The sequence below is a fragment of the Alitabrizicola rongguiensis genome (assembly GCF_021491355.1).
GTDB lineage: Bacteria > Pseudomonadota > Alphaproteobacteria > Rhodobacterales > Rhodobacteraceae > Aliitabrizicola > Aliitabrizicola rongguiensis.
Window position 1 is genome coordinate 998,755 of the sequence record NZ_JAKENF010000001.1, and the last position, 16,720, is coordinate 1,015,474.

The 16,720-nt window shown below is 62.4% G+C and carries 19 protein-coding genes; 5 read left to right on the plus strand and 14 right to left on the minus strand.

All coding sequences use genetic code 11. The features are described 5' to 3' along the window. Window positions 1-54: 54 nt before the first annotated feature. From L0V05_RS04945 to L0V05_RS04960, 4 genes are read right to left on the minus strand one after another with little or no spacing between them, the layout of a single operon-like run. Complete coding sequence (locus L0V05_RS04945) at window positions 55-498, minus strand: MarR family winged helix-turn-helix transcriptional regulator (protein ID WP_234868972.1); 444 nt, start codon at window positions 496-498, stop codon at window positions 55-57. Then, complete coding sequence (locus tag L0V05_RS04950; RefSeq protein ID WP_234868973.1) at window positions 498-1,328, minus strand: carbon-nitrogen hydrolase family protein; 831 nt, start codon at window positions 1,326-1,328, stop codon at window positions 498-500. Before L0V05_RS04950 ends, L0V05_RS04945 begins: the two co-directional genes overlap by 1 nt. Window positions 1,329-1,330: 2 nt before the next feature. Continuing rightward, window positions 1,331-1,588, minus strand: a complete 258-nt coding sequence (gene grxC / locus L0V05_RS04955) for a glutaredoxin 3 (RefSeq protein ID WP_234868974.1) — start codon at window positions 1,586-1,588, stop codon at window positions 1,331-1,333. A 35-nt stretch (window positions 1,589-1,623) separates the two neighbouring features. Then, complete coding sequence (locus tag L0V05_RS04960) at window positions 1,624-2,355, minus strand: ComF family protein (protein WP_234868975.1); 732 nt, start codon at window positions 2,353-2,355, stop codon at window positions 1,624-1,626. Between the two features lie 14 nt (window positions 2,356-2,369). Between L0V05_RS04960 and L0V05_RS04965 the strand changes: the two genes are divergently transcribed. Continuing rightward, entirely contained in the window at window positions 2,370-3,203 is an 834-nt protein-coding gene (locus L0V05_RS04965) for a methyltransferase domain-containing protein (protein ID WP_234868976.1), read from the plus strand. Between the two features lie 67 nt (window positions 3,204-3,270). Continuing rightward, window positions 3,271-4,362 carry a ferrochelatase gene (gene hemH / locus L0V05_RS04970; RefSeq protein WP_234868977.1) on the plus strand — a complete coding sequence of 364 codons (1,092 nt, stop codon included), beginning with the start codon at window positions 3,271-3,273 and terminating at the stop codon, window positions 4,360-4,362. A 104-nt stretch (window positions 4,363-4,466) separates the two neighbouring features. On the opposite strand, the gene L0V05_RS04975 is transcribed toward hemH, so the two are convergent. Continuing rightward, window positions 4,467-4,649: a hypothetical protein gene (locus L0V05_RS04975; protein ID WP_234868978.1), complete on the minus strand. Its 183-nt coding sequence runs from the start codon at window positions 4,647-4,649 to the stop codon at window positions 4,467-4,469. A 148-nt stretch (window positions 4,650-4,797) separates the two neighbouring features. Then, the gene (locus L0V05_RS04980; RefSeq protein WP_234868979.1) at window positions 4,798-5,412 is read right to left on the minus strand and encodes a L,D-transpeptidase; all 615 of its coding nucleotides are present in this window, start codon (window positions 5,410-5,412) and stop codon (window positions 4,798-4,800) included. Window positions 5,413-5,600: 188 nt separating this feature from the next. On the opposite strand from L0V05_RS04980, the gene dalA reads away from it, so the two are divergent. Beyond that, the gene (dalA, locus tag L0V05_RS04985) at window positions 5,601-6,125 is read left to right on the plus strand and encodes a divisome-associated lipoprotein DalA (protein ID WP_234868980.1); all 525 of its coding nucleotides are present in this window, start codon (window positions 5,601-5,603) and stop codon (window positions 6,123-6,125) included. A 32-nt stretch (window positions 6,126-6,157) separates the two neighbouring features. Here dalA and L0V05_RS04990 read toward each other — a convergent pair whose 3' ends face one another. The 7 genes from L0V05_RS04990 to hslO form a co-directional block, all read right to left on the minus strand. Further along, complete coding sequence (locus L0V05_RS04990) at window positions 6,158-6,658, minus strand: L,D-transpeptidase family protein (protein ID WP_234868981.1); 501 nt, start codon at window positions 6,656-6,658, stop codon at window positions 6,158-6,160. 95 nt (window positions 6,659-6,753) lie between these two features. Next, window positions 6,754-7,983 carry a class I SAM-dependent RNA methyltransferase gene (locus L0V05_RS04995; RefSeq protein WP_234868982.1) on the minus strand — a complete coding sequence of 410 codons (1,230 nt, stop codon included), beginning with the start codon at window positions 7,981-7,983 and terminating at the stop codon, window positions 6,754-6,756. Continuing rightward, the gene (locus tag L0V05_RS05000) at window positions 7,980-9,830 is read right to left on the minus strand and encodes an ABC transporter ATP-binding protein (RefSeq protein WP_234868983.1); all 1,851 of its coding nucleotides are present in this window, start codon (window positions 9,828-9,830) and stop codon (window positions 7,980-7,982) included. Before L0V05_RS05000 ends, L0V05_RS04995 begins: the two co-directional genes overlap by 4 nt. Continuing rightward, window positions 9,827-11,671, minus strand: coding sequence for an ABC transporter ATP-binding protein (locus L0V05_RS05005; protein WP_234868984.1), 1,845 nt, complete (start codon window positions 11,669-11,671; stop codon window positions 9,827-9,829). The genes L0V05_RS05000 and L0V05_RS05005 overlap by 4 nt, the downstream gene beginning before the upstream one ends. A 68-nt stretch (window positions 11,672-11,739) precedes the next feature. Next, complete coding sequence (locus L0V05_RS05010; RefSeq protein WP_234868985.1) at window positions 11,740-12,882, minus strand: CCA tRNA nucleotidyltransferase; 1,143 nt, start codon at window positions 12,880-12,882, stop codon at window positions 11,740-11,742. Continuing rightward, window positions 12,879-13,469: a CoA pyrophosphatase gene (locus L0V05_RS05015; RefSeq protein WP_234869202.1), complete on the minus strand. Its 591-nt coding sequence runs from the start codon at window positions 13,467-13,469 to the stop codon at window positions 12,879-12,881. Before L0V05_RS05015 ends, L0V05_RS05010 begins: the two co-directional genes overlap by 4 nt. Further along, window positions 13,465-14,463, minus strand: a complete 999-nt coding sequence (gene hslO / locus L0V05_RS05020) for an Hsp33 family molecular chaperone HslO (RefSeq protein WP_234868986.1) — start codon at window positions 14,461-14,463, stop codon at window positions 13,465-13,467. The genes L0V05_RS05015 and hslO overlap by 5 nt, the downstream gene beginning before the upstream one ends. Window positions 14,464-14,541: 78 nt before the next feature. Between hslO and L0V05_RS05025 the strand changes: the two genes are divergently transcribed. Then, window positions 14,542-14,988 carry an NUDIX hydrolase gene (locus tag L0V05_RS05025; protein ID WP_234868987.1) on the plus strand — a complete coding sequence of 149 codons (447 nt, stop codon included), beginning with the start codon at window positions 14,542-14,544 and terminating at the stop codon, window positions 14,986-14,988. Here the strand turns inward: L0V05_RS05025 and L0V05_RS05030 are convergent. Next, complete coding sequence (locus L0V05_RS05030; protein ID WP_234868988.1) at window positions 14,889-16,166, minus strand: PP2C family protein-serine/threonine phosphatase; 1,278 nt, start codon at window positions 16,164-16,166, stop codon at window positions 14,889-14,891. The two genes, L0V05_RS05025 and L0V05_RS05030, sit on opposite strands and share 100 nt — an antisense overlap. A 222-nt stretch (window positions 16,167-16,388) precedes the next feature. Here L0V05_RS05030 and L0V05_RS05035 point away from each other — a divergent pair, with 222 nt between their 5' ends. Beyond that, window positions 16,389-16,715 carry an Hpt domain-containing protein gene (locus tag L0V05_RS05035; RefSeq protein ID WP_234868989.1) on the plus strand — a complete coding sequence of 109 codons (327 nt, stop codon included), beginning with the start codon at window positions 16,389-16,391 and terminating at the stop codon, window positions 16,713-16,715. The last annotated feature ends 5 nt before the right edge of the window (window positions 16,716-16,720 follow it).

The window sequence follows — 16,720 nt, forward strand, 5'->3', positions numbered from 1 at the left end:
CTCCGACTTTGGGCCAGCATCCGCACTTCGATTTACCGAAGGCTTAACCGTGACTCAGTCTTCGCTATCAAGCCGCGTTCGCAGTTCCCGAAGAACCGGAAGCACGGTCCGCAGCCGGTCCGCGCCGATTGTCTGTGCCACATCGGCGATGACCGGCGTGATCGCCTGAACAGCTGCATCGCGGGCTGCGCGACCGGCCGGGCTGATCGCGACGAATTTCCGCCGCGCATCGTCCCAGTCGGGCCGGATATGCACATGGCCCGCCCATTCGAGCTTGCTGAGCGTGTTGGTCATCGCCCCCCGCGTGACGTGGAATGCCTTCGCAAGCTGGGCCGGCGTACGTTCCTCGCCCACACCGGCGAGATGGTTCAGCACACTGAACTGCGACAGCTCCATCCCCTTCGGCAAAGCCCTCGCCAAGCGGCTGCGCGCGAGCTGATCTGCGATGAGGAGCTCGCTGAACAAGGCGATAGCGATGTCTTCGATCTTTTCCGCCATCAGGGCCCCTCGAAGGGCCGGTCATGGGAGATCGAGGGCACGCGCGCACGAGCCCGCTCAACCTCTGCCGGATCGATTTCGGCAAAGGTGACGCCCGGTTCGCTTCCTGCATCGGCCAGAACTTCGCCCCAGGGTGCGATGACCAGGCTGTGGCCATGGGTCTTGCGGCCCTTGCCGTCAGTTTCGGGATGGAAACCGGTCTGTGCCGGAGCAAGAACGAAGCAGCCAGTCTCGATCGCGCGGGCCCGCAACAGCACATCCCAGTGCGCGGCACCTGTGATATGGTTGAAAGCGGCAGGAACGGTCAGAAACTGTGCTCCCGCCTGCGCCAGCCGCCGGTAGAGCTGTGGAAAGCGCAGATCGTAGCAGACGGTCATTCCGATCTTGCCAAACTGTGTCTCGGCCAGAACCGCCTTGTTGCCCGGCCGATAGCCCGAGGACTCGCGATAGACCTCTGATGCCGACACGTTGACGTCGAACATGTGAATCTTGTCATACCGCGTCGCGATTAGGCCGTCAGGGCCGACGAGGAAGCTGCGGTTGGCGAAACGGCCATCGGAATCCGCGGTCAGCAGGCCAAGCGATCCGATCAACAGCCAGATGCCATGCCTGGCCGCCTCTTCCCGAAGTGCTGCCAGGGTTGGATCGTCTTGCTCGTGATGGAAGACCTGCCGCTGCCGCTCGCGGTTCGACGACAGTCCGTTCGTACATTCCGGAGTAAGGACAAAACTCGCGCCTCCGGCAGCGGCCTTGCGCACCAAGTCGAGCGTCACCGGCAGATTGATCGCCGGATCATCGCAGACATTCAACTGCACCAGACCCGCTCGCATCGTCAGGCCGCCAGCATCGGATCGAGTTGGCCCGAGCTATCCAGCGCATAAAGATCGTCGCAGCCACCGAGATGCACCTCACCGATGAAGATTTGCGGGACGGTCCGCCGGCCACCGGCGCGGGTGACCATCGCTGCCCGGAGATCCGGGCTGCGGCTGACGTCGATCTCGTCAAATTTCACGCCCTTCTGGGTCAGCAGCCTTTTCGCGGCATGGCAGTAGCCACAGGTCGGGGTCGTGTAGATTTCCACTTTCTGCATGGGCATTTCCCTTCAGTCCAAAGGACTATAGGTATTTAGGCCCCTTTCGCAACGCGTGCCAGAACCGCCACGGATACCGCCGTTGCGCCCGCAGCAAGGCAGACCTCCGTTCCAGCTGCCAGAGTTGCGCCGGATGTCATTACGTCATCGACCAGCACAACATGACGGCCGCTGATCCCCGCGCGATGACGTGGGTTGATACGCAACGCGCCTTCAAGATTGCGAAAGCGCCCCTCCCTGTCGCGTCCTTCCTGCGACGGCGTCGCCCTCTGGCGCAGAAGCAGGTCGGGGATATGCCGACGGCCCGCCATACGCGCCAACGCAGAAGACAGAAGCGCTGCCTGATTGTACCGCCTGTCCAGGAGCCGCAGCCAGTGGAGCGGAATTGGCGCCAACACGCTATCGGGCCGCAACAGATCCTTGGCCGCGCGATACATCCATGCTGCGGATGGCCGTGCCAGATCCAACCGGTCGCCATGCTTCAGCGCCAGAACAAGCTTCCGGCCATTCGCCTCGTACACGAGGGCCGCGCGCCCCTGCTGCCACGGTCGGGCGATGGTCAGGCAATCGTCGCAATGGACCGAATGGCCTGGATCCTCGCCAGGAAGTGGCGTCCCGCACAGATCGCAAACAAGCCCGTGGATGAACCTCGTCTCCCTCCAACAAGGTCCACATAACGCGAACTCGGCCTGGACCGGAGCATCGCAGGTCATGCAATGAGGAGGGTAGAGAAAGCGCAGCGCGGCTTGAAATCCCCAAGGCTTCATTCTAGCTGCGCCTCATGTCATCGCCACCGCCATTGACCGACCGCACGGCCCTGCTGCGAAACCGCCGCCGGGCAGACCGCGATCCCGCCCTGTTCCTGCAGGAGCGTGCGGCGGATGAGATTCAGGAAAGGCTGGCTGAGGTTAACAGAACCTTTACGACCCCGGCGATCGTGTCCGCCTTTCCGCAAGTCTGGCGCGATCGGCTGCCGGGGGCACGCATCATCTCGGATGACGAGGTGCTTTCGCTGGAGCCTGGCGCACATGACCTCGTGATCCACGCGCTTTGCCTGCATTGGGCCAACGACCCCGTGGGCCAGCTGGTGCAATGCCGGCGTGCGTTGCGGAACGACGGGTTGTTCATGGCTGTGCTCTTCGGCGGTTCGACTCTGTCCGAGTTGCGGGCATGCCTGTCTGAGGCGGAAGTTGCCCTGACCAACGGCCTGTCTCCACGCATCCTGCCCATGGGCGAAATCCGCGATCTGGGCGCTTTGCTGCAGCGTGCCGGTTTTGCGCTGCCGGTGGCTGATGCGGCGACAACGACGGTGACGTACGCAGATGCCTTCCGGCTGATGAGGGATCTGCGGGCGATGGGAGAAGGCAATGCGCTTGCCCAGCGGCTACGCCATCCGACGCGCCGCTATATGTTTGTCGAAGCCGCAGACCGCTATGCCCGGCATTTTCCTGCCGAAGGAGGCCGCATTTCCGCCAGCTTCGAGATGATCTACCTGACTGGTTGGGCTCCCGACGAGAGTCAGCAGAAACCTTTGCGCCCCGGTTCGGCCAAGATACGGCTCGCCGATGCGCTTCGTGTGCCGGAACAGCCGCTTCCGCACGACCCTGCAACCTGATCGGGCGTTGACCGCCGGGACGGGCGGGTTATGTCGGGGAAAGCCCGGAAAGAAAAGGATTGAACAGATGCCGGACGACAGAGCCGCCCAGATTGCCCCGATCCCTGTGCGGCCAGGCGAGGGTCGGCTTGCCAATGCCCCCGCCAATCATCCACCTTTGGCGAAAGCGCGGATCGGCATCCTTCTGGCCAATCTCGGCACCCCTGATCACTACGATTACTGGTCGATGCGCCGCTATCTGAACGAGTTCCTGTCGGATCGCCGCGTCATCGATTACCCTGCGTGGAAATGGCAACCGCTTCTGCAGCTGATCATTCTGACCAAGCGCCCCTTTACCTCGGGCGCGAATTACAAACTGATCTGGAACGAGGAAAAGGACGAAAGTCCCCTCATGACGATCACCAAGGATCAGACTGCCAAGATCGCGCAAGCGGCAGCGGAGCGTTTCGGCTCTGACGTGATGGTTGATTTCTGCATGCGCTATGGCAACCCCTCGACGCAAAGCAGGGTGCGGGCGATGGTGGCGGCGGGGTGTGAGAAGATCCTGTTTCTGCCGCTTTATCCGCAGTATGCCGGCGCTACCTCGGCCACTGCGAACGACGAGTTCTTCCGCGCACTTACGAAAGAAAAGCGCCAGCCCGCGGTGCGAACCGTGGCCGAGTATTTCGACCATCCGCTGTACATCGACGCCCTCGCCCAGTCGGTCGAACGGGCCTATGCCGCGTTGGACAGCCGTCCTGACGTGCTTGTGGCCAGCTATCACGGGATGCCGAAACGCTATCTGATGGAAGGCGACCCCTATCACTGCCAGTGCGCCAAGACGACCCGGCTGCTTCGCGAACGGCTGGGCTGGGCAAAGGACGACATCGACATGTCATTCCAGTCGGTCTTCGGCCGCGAAGAATGGCTGCGGCCCTACACGGTCGAGCATGTGGCCGAACTGGCAAGGCAGGGAAAGACCAACATCGCCGTGATCGCGCCGGCATTCTCGGCCGATTGCATCGAGACGCTGGAAGAGATCAACGGCGAGATCCGCCACGCCTTTGAAGAGGCTGGCGGCAAGCAATTCACCTATATCCCCTGTCTGAACGACGAGGATGCACATATCGCGGCCCTGATGGCCGTCATCGAGGCAAACCTCGCGGGCTGGATCGGCTAGGCCGGTCCGGCCTGGCACCGCATCGGGCCAGGAGCAATGCTACCCCGAAAATGAAAAAGACGGCGGGGCAACCCCGCCGTCTTTTCCATGATCTGAGATCAGGATCAGTTCGCAGCGACCGCAGCGGCAACCAGCAGGAGCAGGAGCAGCGGGATCACGATGCCAGCCGACGACGAGCTGGTTTTTTCTTCGACAACCACCGGCTCCATGACCGGCTCAGCGACGCCACCGGCGAAAGCCGACGTAGCAGCAGCCGACAGCGCAGCGGCGAGAACGAGTTTCTTCATGTTAACCTCCAGATATTGCACGCCACCGAATATTTCAGAGGACGATGACGCGCACCCAAGCTGTACCTCGTATGCTTTTCATAAGCAGCTTGAGCGACAGATTGCAACGTGACTTCGCTGAGATAGCACTTCGACAGTGCCCGTGTCGTCAAATTAGCAACACCTGTGTGCCGACTTTGGCCAGTCCGTACAGCTCCAGGATATGTTCATTGTACAGCCCGACGCATCCGCTCGACGAACGGCGGCCGATCTTGCGCGTGTCGTGGGTCCCGTGGATGCGGTAGGCTGGCCATGACAGATACAGGGCGCGAACGCCAAGAGGGTTCTCGGGCGATCCTCCGGGAACGACCGTCGGCCAGTCGGGATGCATGGCGAGTTGGGTCGGCGTCGGGCGCCAGGTCGGGTTTTCGACCTTCTGCACGACCTCGGTCCGGCCACGACGGGTCAATTCTTCGCTCAGTGGCACCGACGACGGATAAAGACGGTAGACGCTCAGATCTTCCGACCAGAAATGCACGGCCCGCGAGGTAAGATCACACAGGATCACGCCGTTGGTGGTGTTCTCGAAGTAGTCCTGCCACTTGGGCATGCGGAAGCTGGAAATGTTCGATTTGTTCGGCGTGACAGTGGTATCTGCCTCGGTGGTATTCTGAAGGCCGGTTTGCTGCGCGAAGGCCGGCGCGGCAGCGGCAGCTGCCAGAACGGCGACGCCACCACGCAGGAAAGCCCGGCGGCGGATCCGGTCGGGGCTATCGTAATTCATTGATACTGCTCCAGTTTAGGCTCGTCATGATCAGGCATTCGCCTTGATTTCGCGCAAGATACACTTCAAAGAGGGGCGAAACAATTCAAACACATGGCATCGGCATTCCAATGCCAGATTGCATGGGGGTTTGAACCCGGTCGCGGCTTTGGCTAAACGACGTCCAGCCGATGCGCCGGAGACCTTCGATGAAACTGCTTCCCGTTCTGTTGCTTTGCACCTCGCTCGCCGTGACAGGCTGTGTCTCGACTACTGGAGCGAGTCAGGGTGCCAAGCAGATCACGCCCGAGCAGGCGGCGGAAATGCAGTACCAGGTGCTGGATTCGATCAACTCGCTGCGCACCGCAAAGGGACTTGCCCCCGTCCAGCTGAATGCCCAGCTCAACGCAGCGGCTGCCACCCATTCTCGTGACATGGCGGTCCAGAACCGGCCCTGGCATTTCGGCTCTGACGGCTCATCGCCGCTGGATCGCGTTCGGCGCGTGGGCTATTCGGGCACGCTTCTGGGTGAAAACATCTCGGAAACCTACGAAACCGCACTGGAAACGCTGTCTGACTGGATGGCGCAGCCAGACACCCGTGCGGTTATCCTCGATCCGACCGCGACGGAAATAGGATTTGCCTGGTTTCAGGAACCGAGCGGCAAGATGTGGTGGACCCTTGTATCGGGAACCGCGGCAAACATCGGCACGCCCGCATCGCAACTTGGATAGGCCTATTCCGCCCGTGGTCGGGCGGCCCTGGGTCAGGGCATGATGAGAATCGGCGTTCCCGGCTTGACCATCGAGTAGATCCGTTCGATCTCCTTGTTGGTTACCGCGATGCAGCCTGCGGTCCAGTCGCCTTTGTATTTGCCCTTATAGCCAGTGTAGCCGTGGATCATGATGTCCCCGCCCGGCTCTTTTCCCTGCGACTTGGCGTAGTTGTAGTCGTTCTCATCGGGATAAGAGACGCCAAGCGACAGGTGATAGCGGCTGCGCGGGTTCTTGTAGCTGATGCGATAGCTGCCTTCCGGCGTCTTGCCGTCACCTTCGAACTGCTTGTGGCCGACCGGCTGAAAACCCAGTGAAATATCATATATTTCAAGGATCTCAGAGTTGTGCAGCAGGTACATGCGGCGATCGCCCTTATGCACCTCGATCCGCGTGACCTCTGGCCCGTTGTAGCGCTTGAACTTTGAACCGCCGCAAGCCGAAAGGCCAAGCGCAATTAGCGCGATCAACGCAAAGCGGAGTACCCATTTCATCGCCCGACAGTCCTAAGTTCATTTTTTTCCGCCTGATAGCGCAAGTTTACGCGAAGCGCAAAGACATGCGTCTCACGGGCGCGTGAGACGTGCCGTCAAGCTGTAGATTTGCTGAATCGCGCGGCAAGTTCGACATGGGGGGACCAGCGGAACTGGTCGACCACCTGCACCCAGTCGATCCGATAGCCCGCCTCGACCAGCAGGCGTGCATCGCGGGCAAATGTCACCGGGTTGCATGAGACGGCGGCAACGACCGGGACCTTCGATTGCGCCAATCGCTCGGTCTGCGCTTCGGCCCCTGCGCGCGGGGGGTCGACGACGACGGCATCGAAGCGGTTCAATTCGTCGGGTTCCATCGGACGTCGGAACAGATCGCGCGCCTCGGCTGTCACCAGCTTCAGCCCGGCGGCCTGCCGCCATCCTTTTTCCAAAGCAGCCACCATCTCGCGGTCACCCTCGACCGAATGAACCTCTGCCCCGCGCGCGAGCGGCAGGCTGAAAGTCCCGCAGCCTGCGAAGAGGTCAGCGATCCGTCCGGCACCCGCCACGGCATCGCTCACCGCCGCCAATAGCGCGGCCTCGCCCTCGGCCGTGGCCTGAAGAAAGGCGCCGGGAGGAGGCGTGACAGTTGCCCCGTCAAACCGCTGGACCGGTACGGCCCGCAACGCAACGACCTCGCCGTTCCACGAAAGCCTTGCAACTGCATGGCTTTCCGCAATCCGCGCAAGCTCGAGTAGCTGATTGGCGTCAAGATCCTTGCCGCCCTTCACCACGATATCCGCACCCGCAGCAGATCGGGTGATCGTCAGCGCCAGCTCGGTGGTGCGCGATCCTCCCGCCTTGACCAGAGCTTCGAGCGCCGGAAAGGCCGCCACAAGGTCCGGATGCAGCAATTGGCAGCCCGGGACCGCGACGATCATCTCGGAGGCGCGCGCGTGAAACCCCAGAAGAACACCGCCCTTGGTCTTTCGTCCGGCAAGAGTCGCCCGCCTCCGCGAACGCGGAGGCGAAACCTGAATAGGCCGGAATGGCGCCGACAGACCTTGCCCGGCCAGAGCTGCCTTAACGATCTCCTGCTTCCAACTGGCAACGAAGCCGTCGGAGGCGTGTTGCAACATGTAGCCGCCGCACGTCCGGGCATGTGCGCAGGGCGGGCGAACGCGATCGGACGACGGCGTCACGATCCGCACCTCGGTAAGTCGGTCGCCCGAAAGCTCGCCCTCCACCACTTCGCCCGGAAGCACCTGCGGGATGAACACGGCACCTTCAGGTCCGGCGGCGATCCCATCGCCAAGATGGCCCAATCGGTCGACGGTCAGTCTCACTCGGCGGCTTCCTGTTCCTCGGTGCCAATGAAGCCGCCGGATTGGCGGTTCCAGTAACGTGCGTAAAGCCCTCCGCGCGCCAGAAGCTGGTCATGCGTGCCTTCTTCAACGATGCGGCCCTCGTCCATGACGATGATCCGGTCCATCGCCGCGATGGTGGAAAGCCGGTGGGCAATGGCGAGGACCGTCTTCCCCTGCATGACCCGCCCAAGCGCATCCTGAATGCTCGCCTCGACCTCGCTGTCGAGCGCGGAGGTGGCCTCATCGAGCACAAGGATCGGCGCATCCTTGAGGAAGGCGCGTGCCAGCGCGATGCGTTGACGTTGCCCACCCGACAGTTTTACCCCACGCTCGCCCAGATAGGCATCGTAGCCCTTGCGGCCCTGATGATCGACCATGTGGTTGATGAAATCGTGCGCCTCTGCTGCCTTCGCGGCCGCGATCAGATCGGCTTCCGAAGCATCGGGGCGTCCATAGAGGATGTTGTCGCGGGCCGAGCGGTTGAACATCGCCGTTTCCTGCGTGACCATGCCAATCTGCCGGCGGAGCGATTCCTGCGTCACGTCGCGGACATCGTGTCCGTCGACCAGAATCCGACCGTCTTCGGTGTCATAGAGCCGCAGCAACAGCGACACGAGCGAGGATTTTCCTGCCCCCGACGCCCCGACGATGCCCAGCTTTTCGCCCGGCCGGATGGTCAGGTTGATATCGCTGACACCGCCTCTCCGCCGACCATAGGCGAACGAGGCTTTTTCGAACCGGATCTCGCCCTGGACCCGCGCAAGCTCCGTCGCGTCGGGCTTGTCATCCAGCGTATGCGGTACCGACAGCGTCCGCATCCCATCCTCGACTTCGCCGATGCTGGTGTAGATCGAGATGAGTGTGAAGCTGACCCAGCCCGACATCTGAGCGATCCGCATCGAGATGGCTCCAGCGGCCGCGATTTCACCTGCCGTCGCCGCGCCCTGCTGCCAGAGCACGACCGTTCCGCCAATCAGCAAGACAGGTAGCACTCCCGCCAATGTCATCAGCGAATAGCGGAACCAGGTCGAGATGACACCGAATTCAAGCGACCGATCGCGGAACACTTCCATCGCCTGGAGGGCGACTCGGTCTTCGAAGGCAGCATGGGCAAAGAGCTTCACCGTCTTGATGTTGGTGATCGTGTCCACAACCTGCCCCGACACCATCGCCCGCGACGACGCGCGCGCGGCCGAGTTCTCGCGGACCTTGGGCAGGAAAAACTTGATGAGGCCAATATAGGCCACAAGCCAGACCGCCAGAGCGAAAGCGATCTTCCAGTCGATCACCACAAGGTAGATGACCGATCCGATGATGGAGGCCAGCGCGAAGGCGACCGTATTGATCATCTCTGTTGCGACGTCGGTTACCGCGCGGGCCGCCTGCATCTGCTTCTGGGCAATTCTCCCGGCGAAATCATTGTCGAAGAAGGTCACTGCCTGCCCGAGCGTCCAGCGATGCAGACGGCTCAGCACCAGCGGCATGACATTCGGGCCGATGATGATCGAGTTCGAGGCCGAGGACAGGCCAAAGGCCAACGGGCGCAGCACAAGGTAAAAGAGCAGGAACACCAGCACGAGCCCCATGTGCTCGGCGATGAAGCCGACCGGCCCCTTCTGTACCGCAGCGTCGATCACCCAGCCGAGGATCGTCGCCGAGACCACCTCGGTCGCGCCGGCCAGGGCAGAGATACCGGCAGCCAGCCAGAGCATCGGCCAGGCACCGGCCAGGCACCACTTGAAGAATGCGCCAAGCTTCTGCGGGGGCGGTCCTTCGGCAGGAACGAAGGAATCGATCAGCCTGCCGAGGCGTAACAGTCGACTCAATGCGCGGCCTCCTCAGTTCCCAGAAAACCACCGGATTGCCGCGACCAGAAGCGTGCGTAAAGACCGTTGCGGGCGATCAGGTCGTCATGCGTCCCCTGCTCGGCGATCTTGCCATCCTCCAGCACGACGATGCGATCCATCGCCGCGATGGTCGAAAGCCGGTGGGCAATGGCGATCACAGTCTTGCCCTCCATTACCCCATAGAGAGTGTCCTGAATCGCCGCCTCGGCCTCGCTGTCCAGCGCAGAGGTAGCTTCGTCCAGAATAAGGATCGGGGCATCCTTCAGGATGACCCTGGCGATGGCGATACGCTGGCGCTGCCCCCCCGAAAGCTTCACCCCGCGTTCACCCACATGCGCGTCGTATCCCCGCCGACCCTTTGGGTCTTCAAGCCGCAGGACAAAATCATGCGCTTCGGCGCGCTTTGCCGCGAGGACCATCTCCGCCTCCGTGGCATCGGGCCGCCCGTAAAGGATGTTGTCACGGACCGAGCGATGGAGAAGGCTCGACTCCTGCTGAACGACTCCGATCATCTTGCGCAGGCTGTCCTGCGTGACCTCGGAGATATCCTGACCGTCGATCAGCACCCGACCGCCTTCGCAATCGTAGAAACGCAGGATCAGCTTCACCAGCGTCGACTTGCCCGATCCCGACTGGCCGACCAGACCGATCCGCTCGCCGGGCCGGATGGTCAGATCAACGCTCTGCAGCCCGCCCGAACCACGCCCGTAATGATGCGAAATCCCCCGCAGTTCAATCTTGCCTGCCGAAAGGCGCAACGGTCGGGCACCCTGGCGATCGGTCAGCGAAACCGGCGCAGTGATCGTCTCCATCCCTTCCTGCACAACGCCGAGCGACTGCATCAGGTTGGTCGTCGCCCACATGATCCAGTAGGTCATGTTGTTCAGCCGCAGGACAAGTGCGGTTGTTGCCGCCACGACTCCAATCGTTGCTTGCCCCTGATACCACAGAAGGATCGCCCAGCCGCTTGCCGCAACAATCAGGCCGCCATTCAACCCGGTGAGCGTCAGATCCATCCTGGTGATGATCCGCATCTCACGCATGAAGGTCTGCCGCGCCTCTTCGATCGACTCTTTCGCATAGACGCGCTCGTGGTCGTTATGCGGGAAGAGCTTTACCGAATGAATGTTCGTGTACGAATCGACGATCCGCCCCGTCACCGCAGATCGCGCATCCGAGGAAGCCTGGGCCGCCGGCCCGATCCGCTTCAGCGTCCAGCGGACCAGAAGCAGATAAAGAACGAACCAGATCAGCAGTGGGATGGTCAGGCGGATATCAGCTCCCGCAAGCATGATCAGCGAGCCAATCACCGTCACGATGGCGAATGCCGCCATATCGAAGACCTGGAAAACCGCATCGCCCGCGGCTGTGGGGGTCTGCATCACCCGGTTTGCGATACGTCCGGCAAAGTCGCTTTCGAACCAGCCGACAGGCTGGCGCAACAAGTGGGAATGCGCGCGCCAGCGAACCATCGTGGCGAAGTTCGGCAGGATCGTGTTGTGCAGAAGGGCGACGTTGCCGACGACAAGGATAGGGCGAAGGAACAGGATGCCCAGGGCGACAAGCGCCATCTCAAGGCCATGCCGCTGCATGACCTCGACCGGAGCGCCCTGACCTAGATAGTCGACCACGCGCCCGACATACCAGATGAGTGCAACATCAACGGCGGCCGCAGCGACAGAAAAACCGCCCGTGACCAGAAACACCCCCCGGAAGGGGCGCGCGAACTGCATCAGGAACGGCCAGAGCCGCCGGGGCGGCGTGTCGGTCTCCTCATAGGCGAGGTAAGGATCGACGAGGCCCTCGAAAAAGCGAAACACGGGGGAACCTCAGAACTCCATGGCTCTGGATATAGAGCCTCTTCGCGGAAAGGGAAACGGGTCTTGGTTCAGCCCAGAAGATCGGCGCGAGAGAGCCGGAAATCTGATCCGATCCATCGGGCTTCCAATTCCGAAAGCCGCGCACCAAGTGCGGGCCCAGCAAGCTCCGGCATCAGATCGGCGGCCTTGACCGGAAAGCGTGCCGCCGCACCTCGTGCGATCTCGCCCCTCCAGTTTGCGGGCAAGTCCTGGCTAAGGAAGGCGGCATGAAGCAGAACAGCATCAGCACCTTCGGTTGAGCCAAGCCGATAGCCGACCACGGCTGGAACCGCCTCGGCCAAGGCAGCTGCGCGAATCCGACCCAGCCTTTCGGTTTCGGCGCGGCTAAGCCGCAAATGCTCGGACGGATCCTCGCCGCCCAGGCATGCAAGGCGCCGAATCCAGTCCGCTGGCATGTCTCCTTCGAGATGAACCAGTACCGGCAAACTGCGCGGATCGGCACCGGGAAGGATGAGCCCCAGGATGCCTGCCTGCGCCATCGCAGCGACCGAGGGTGAAGGATCAGGTGCAGCGAGGAGGCGGCGCATTTCGTGGCCGATGCGCTCTTTCGAAAGCGCCTCGAGGCCCCCGGCACCTGCTGCACAAGCGGAAAGCCCATCGGCATCCAGCCCGCGCGCGGGATCGCCATACAAGGCATGGAACCGGAAAAAACGCAGGATGCGCAGATAGTCCTCGGCGATCCGCTCTGACGGATCGCCAACGAACCGCACAAGTCTCGCTTCGAGATCGGCAAGGCCGCCCAGGGGGTCGACGACCTTTCCCTCGGGCGTGGCATAGAGCGCGTTCATGGTGAAATCGCGGCGTGCCGCGTCATCCTCGACCGTCTTGGCAAAGGCGACGCGGGCATGACGGCCAAAGGTTTCGACATCATGCCGAAAGGTGGTCACTTCATGCGGGATGCCCCCCGACACAACGGTGATCGTGCCATGGGCGATCCCGGTCGGAACAGGCTTGAGACCGGCCTTTTGCGCAAGCGTAGAGACTGTTTCGGGATGGGCGTCGGTTGAAAGGTCGACATCCGCAACCGGCTGGCCCAACAGGGCATTGCGAACACAACCACCGACGAAGAGCGCCCGGTATCCGGCATCCGTCAACGCCCGGCAAACCGCCTGTGTCTCGGGCCGCTCCAGCCAGTCGCCTGTTATCCTCATGCCGCGAACCTTTCCGCCAGCCCGCGAAGGATGCGTGCCGTCGCGCCCCAGATATAATGGGGGCCCCAGGGGACCGTGTAGTAGCTGCGCCACTCGCCACGCCAGCGGCGCCGCTCGATGCTGAACCGGGTCGGATCGGTCACATGACGCAGCGGGACAGAGAACACTTCCTGCACCTCCCCGGCCTCGGGTTGGGGTATGAACTCGCCCCAGATCAGCCCGACCACCGGCGTGACGACGAAGGAGGTCACCGTTTCATGCGTAGGCAAGGTGCCGATCACCTCGACCCGCGACCGTGGCAGCGCGATTTCTTCCTCGGCCTCGCGCAGGGCGGCGCCAATGGGGCCGTCGTCCCCGGCATCGACCTTGCCACCCGGAAAGGCGATCTGACCGGGATGATGCTTCAACCGCGACGACCGCATGGTGAGGATGACTTCCGCGCCTTCTCCTCTGTCCCAGATCGGCACCAGCACACCAGCCGGTCGCAGGATCCGGCCCGGCGGCAGCACGATTCCCGGATTCAGGTCGAAATCCGAAGACGCGCCAGTTGGCCGGGCCAGAAGCTGCTTAAGGCGCTCAGGATCAATGACGGTCACCCTGAGCCTCCTCGGCCTCGCGGCCGAGCGTCTTGGGGTCGAACTCATAATGCGCACCGCAGAACTGGCAGTCGGCGGTCAGGACCCCTTCTGGCGTCAGCATGTGTCCGATCTCCTTCGCCGAATAGATCGACAGCGACATGCGAACCTTCTCGGCCGAGCAGGAACATCCGAAACGCACTGGCTGGGCGTCGAAGACCCTTGGCCCCTCTTCATGGAACAGCCGGACCAGAAGTTCGGTTGGCTGCACATTGGGGCCGATCAGTTCCAGTTCCTCGACCGTGTCGAGCAGCAGGTTCACTCGTCCCCAGTTCTCACCTTCCTCGCCGTCAAGGATATCGACATGCGACAGCAAACCTCCTTCGCCCGACCCCTGTTCGGCCGCAACCGAAGGCGAAGCCTTCGGCATGTGCTGAATCATCACGCCACCTGCCCGCCAATGCGAAGCCTCGCCGGGCAACTGAGACTGCCCGTAGGTTACGGCAAACCGCGTCGGCAGCTGCTCTGACTGGGCGAAATAAGTCTCTGCACAGGCCGAAAGCGATCCGCCGGTCAACGGTGTGATGCCCTGATAGGGGACCATGCCCTGCCCCTGATCGATCAGGATAACGAAATACCCTTCGCCGATCAGGCTGAACGGGTCCACTCCGGGAACCATCTGATCTTCGTCGAAACTGGCATACGCGCGGATCCGGGCGGTTTCCCCGTTCTCGCTCGGGCCGTAGTAATCGGTCGCGATCAGCTTGACCGCTCCCGTGCCGCGAATTTGCAGCGAAAGCCGCCAGCGGAGCTTGATCGTCTGGCCGATCAGGGCGGTCAGCAGGGCGGCCTCGGCCACCAGTGCCTCGATCTGCGGCGGATAGGCATGTTGCGACAGGACGCGGTCGAGCACCCCGTCCAGCCGCGCCACGCGGCCGCGGATATCCGAACGGTCAAGCTGAAAGGGCAGGACGGTATCGTCCCAGGCGAGTTGAGAACCGAGCATCTTGGGGTTTCCTTGGCAGGCCAGCCTTGGCATACCGCGACTATATAGGCACGACAACCTCAGCACCAAGGGCAGCAGATGATCCGCAGATTTGGAGAGCCGGTGAAGTCAGGGCAGCGCTACCGTCTGCGGCACGGTGTCTATGCCATCCTGATGCAGGGCGACAGCGTCCTGACCACTTTCCAGATGGAGCCGACGCCCGAGTTCCAGCTGCCCGGAGGCGGGATCGACCGGGGCGAACAGCCGGTAGCGGCCCTGCACCGCGAAGTGATCGAGGAAACCGGCTGGAAGATTGAGGTGACCCGCCGGCTGGGCGCGTTCCGGCGGTTCGCCTACATGCCTGAATACGATCTCTGGGCCGAAAAGCTGTGCACCATCTATCTGGCGCAGCCCATCCTGCGCCTCGGGCCGCCGACCGAGCCTGGTCACACGGCTGTCTGGTTGCCTGCGGCCGAAGCGGCGTTGCGTCTGGGCAATGCCGGTGATCGTGCGATGCTCGCGGAATTGCTGGCTGGTCCGCGGTAGTCAAACAGGACACCGGAAACGTCATCGCGGAACTGCGCAACACCAGAGAAGACCTTCAGGTCGTCTATCAGCACGTCCAGCAGCGCTTCACCATGAAGGCCCGCAGATCGGCTAAGGCTGTCTGCCAGACCCGCTTCACCGAACTCCCTGCCCGCAGGATCCACGCATTCGGTCACGCCATCCGAGAAAAGAAGCATTCGGTCGCCGGGCTCAAGATGCGTCTCCACCCGATCAAAGCGGGCATCGGGAATAAGGCCGATCGGCAATCCACCCGACCCCAGGAAATCCACACGCCCGTTCGACCGCAGAATGGCAGGATGCGGATGTCCGGCCTGGACCAGCAGGACCTTACCCGTTTGAAGGTCAACCTCAGCAAGTGCCAGCGTGAAATAGGAATCGACCCTCATGTCGTCGATCATCATGCGGTTCAGCCGGGCAGCAAATACCTCGGGCGGCCAACGGTCACGCTGCCCAGACGTCAGGCCGGCGACCTCGGTCGAGACACCCGCCAGAAACCCGGCCAGCCGAGCCGTCATCATCGCCGAGGTCACGCCGTGCCCGGCCACATCGATCGAATAGAAGGACAGATGCCTTGGCGACGGAGAAAAGCAGCCGACCAGATCACCGCCCACATGGCCCGACTGGCGCATGAGGATGGTCACCCTTCCCTGACCGAAGTCGCGCTGCCGGTCACGAAACAGGGTCTGTTGCAGCTTCCTCGCCTCGATCAGGTCCCGATCAAGGGAATCGTAAACGGCCTGGAGCTTGTCGAGTGTGCTGCCGATCATCCGGTTCTTTTCGACCAGCTGGTCGTGCATCGACAGGATACGCTCGCCTGCGCGCATCCTCGCGCGCAGCTCGGCCGGACTGATAGGCTTCGACAGGAAGTCATCCGCACCGCCGTTCAGTCCGTCCGCGACTTCCGCCTTGTCCGACTTCGAGGTCAGCAGGATGAAGTATCCATAAGCATCCCGCGGCAGCCCGCGCACACGACTGCAAAGCTCGGGTCCGGTCATGCCGGGCATCACCCAGTCGCTGAGGATGATGTCGAAATTGCCGTTCTGACAGAGGTTCCATGCTTCCGCCCCAGAACCGGCCTCGCTGACGGCGTAGCCCGATTGCCGCAGCGCCAGCGTCAACACCCGGCGTTGAGCCGCACTGTCATCTACGACCAGCACGCGCCGCGGCTTTGGCCCGGGCGCCGGATTGTCGAGTTGACCATGGGCTGACACGTCGGAGACCTTCTTGAACCATCTGGCACAGTCGTGACTCGTCCGGGATTAATGCAGGGTGAAGCGTAAAATTCGCGCGAATACGCCCAGACCGCCTTACCAGGCGTTAACCGCACCAGCCCAAGAAAGGCGAGGTGGGAGTGGCTTGTCGGGTTGAAGGAGGTTGCGATGGTGGACTGGGGCCGCGTGGCGTCGCTGCGCATGGAAATTGGCGCTGCGGACTTTTCCGAGGTGCTGGAAATGTTCCTTGCCGAGGCGGATGATGTCATTCGGCGTCTGAGGTCCGGCACGAATGAGGCCTCCTACGAGGCAGAGCTTCATGCCCTAAAGGGTGCGGCGCTCAACCTTGGCCTGTCCGATCTTGCCAACCTCTGCAGCGAGGGCGAACGGGCGGCGCGGTGCGGGGTCGCGGCGGACATATCCGCGATCGTCAGCGGCTACACTGCTTCTCGCGCGGCCTTGCTGGCCGGATTGGCCAGCAAGTTTGCAGCCTGATCCAC

Excerpts from the sequence above, each read along its gene's own strand:
- L0V05_RS04945 (WP_234868972.1), bottom strand. The coding sequence starts at position 498 with ATGGCGGAAAAGATCGAAGACATCGCTATCGCCTTGTTCAGCGAGCTC.
- L0V05_RS04950 (WP_234868973.1), bottom strand. The coding sequence starts at position 1,328 with ATGCGAGCGGGTCTGGTGCAGTTGAATGTCTGCGATGATCCGGCGATC.
- grxC (WP_234868974.1), bottom strand. The coding sequence starts at position 1,588 with ATGCAGAAAGTGGAAATCTACACGACCCCGACCTGTGGCTACTGCCAT.
- L0V05_RS04960 (WP_234868975.1), bottom strand. The coding sequence starts at position 2,355 with ATGAAGCCTTGGGGATTTCAAGCCGCGCTGCGCTTTCTCTACCCTCCT.
- L0V05_RS04965 (WP_234868976.1), top strand. The coding sequence starts at position 2,370 with ATGTCATCGCCACCGCCATTGACCGACCGCACGGCCCTGCTGCGAAAC.
- hemH (WP_234868977.1), top strand. The coding sequence starts at position 3,271 with ATGCCGGACGACAGAGCCGCCCAGATTGCCCCGATCCCTGTGCGGCCA.
- L0V05_RS04975 (WP_234868978.1), bottom strand. The coding sequence starts at position 4,649 with ATGAAGAAACTCGTTCTCGCCGCTGCGCTGTCGGCTGCTGCTACGTCG.
- L0V05_RS04980 (WP_234868979.1), bottom strand. The coding sequence starts at position 5,412 with ATGAATTACGATAGCCCCGACCGGATCCGCCGCCGGGCTTTCCTGCGT.
- dalA (WP_234868980.1), top strand. The coding sequence starts at position 5,601 with ATGAAACTGCTTCCCGTTCTGTTGCTTTGCACCTCGCTCGCCGTGACA.
- L0V05_RS04990 (WP_234868981.1), bottom strand. The coding sequence starts at position 6,658 with ATGAAATGGGTACTCCGCTTTGCGTTGATCGCGCTAATTGCGCTTGGC.
- L0V05_RS05010 (WP_234868985.1), bottom strand. The coding sequence starts at position 12,882 with ATGAGGATAACAGGCGACTGGCTGGAGCGGCCCGAGACACAGGCGGTT.
- hslO (WP_234868986.1), bottom strand. The coding sequence starts at position 14,463 with ATGCTCGGTTCTCAACTCGCCTGGGACGATACCGTCCTGCCCTTTCAG.
- L0V05_RS05025 (WP_234868987.1), top strand. The coding sequence starts at position 14,542 with ATGATCCGCAGATTTGGAGAGCCGGTGAAGTCAGGGCAGCGCTACCGT.
- L0V05_RS05035 (WP_234868989.1), top strand. The coding sequence starts at position 16,389 with ATGGTGGACTGGGGCCGCGTGGCGTCGCTGCGCATGGAAATTGGCGCT.